The sequence below is a fragment of the Erwinia sp. ErVv1 genome (assembly GCF_900068895.1).
Classification (GTDB): domain Bacteria; phylum Pseudomonadota; class Gammaproteobacteria; order Enterobacterales; family Enterobacteriaceae; genus Erwinia.
Genome location: NZ_CDPK01000013.1, coordinates 105,025 through 106,181 on the forward strand (window position 1 = coordinate 105,025; position 1,157 = coordinate 106,181).

Genomic DNA, 1,157 nt, shown 5'->3' on the forward strand with positions numbered 1-1,157 from the left:
CCGTGCTGGTCCTGTACGGTGACGCGCAGGGCGGCTTTGGCCGTGCCGTTGGCGACCACGTTATCGGTGGTGACCGTCAGGTCGCTGATCTGAGAGGTGCTGACGTCGGCGATAAAGGTCACCATCGTGCTGCGGGACGATTTACCGAGGGTCGCGCTGACCTCCTGGGCCGCTGCAAGGGTGCTGGTAGCCGTAAAGGTGGCAGTGCCGTCCTTCGCGGTGGTGATGCTGCCAGCGCTGAGCGTGATGCCGTTATCTTTGGCGGTCAGGGTGACCTTCTGACCGGCCAGCGGGTTACCGTGCTGGTCCTGCACGGTGACGCGCAGGGCGGCCTGGGCCGTGCCGTTGGCGACCACGTTATCGGTNGCGGGTTACCGTGCTGGTCCTGCACGGTGACGCGCAGGGCGGCCTGGGCCGTGCCGTTGGCGACCACGTTATCGGTGGTCACCGTCAGGTCGCTGACCTGAGCGGTCGTGACATCGCCGATAAAGGTCACCGTGGCGTTTTTGGACGATTTATCCAGCCCGGCGCTGATGCTGTAAGCGGCCGCCGTGGTGCTGGTGGCGGTAAAGGTGGCNGGCAGTGCCGTCCTTCGCGGTGGTGACGCTGGCCGCGCTGAGCGTGACGCCTTTATCAGCGGCGGTCAGGGTGACCTTCTGACCGGCCAGCGGGTTGCCGTGCTGGTCCTGTACGGTGACGCGCAGGGCGGCCTGGGCCGTGCCGTTGGCGATCACGTTATCGGTGGTGACCGTCAGGGCACTGACCTGAGCGGTACTGGCATCGGCAATAAAGGTCACCGTGGCGTTTTTGGACGATTTATTCAGCCCGGCGCTGACGCTGTAAGCGGCCGCCGTGGTGCTGGTGGCGGTAAAGGTGGCAGTGCCGTCCTTCGCGGTGGTGACGCTGGCGGCGCTGAGCGTGACGCCTTTATCAGCGGCAGTCAGGGTGACCTTCTGACCGGCCAGCGGGTTACCGTGTTGGTCCTGCACGGTGACGCGCAGGGCGGCCTGGGCCGTGCCGTTAGCGACCACGTTATCGGTGGTGACCGTCAGGGCACTGACCTGAGCGGTCGTGGCATCGGCGATAAAGGTCACCGTCGTGGTTTTGGACGAGTTACCGAGGGTCGCGCTGACGGCGTAAGCGGCCGCCGTGGTGCT

At 65.7% G+C, this 1,157-nt stretch carries 1 protein-coding gene and 1 pseudogene; both read right to left on the bottom strand.

Features of this window, described 5'->3' with window-relative positions; all coding sequences use genetic code 11:
* Positions 1-167: 167 nt before the first annotated feature.
* A pseudogene (locus A1830_RS23460) lies at positions 168-356 on the bottom strand (Ig-like domain-containing protein); the annotation flags it as partial.
* Between the two features lie 159 nt (positions 357-515).
* Positions 516-1,094, bottom strand: coding sequence for an Ig-like domain-containing protein (locus A1830_RS16865; protein ID WP_067708969.1), 579 nt, complete (start codon positions 1,092-1,094; stop codon positions 516-518).
* Positions 1,095-1,157: the final 63 nt, after the last annotated feature.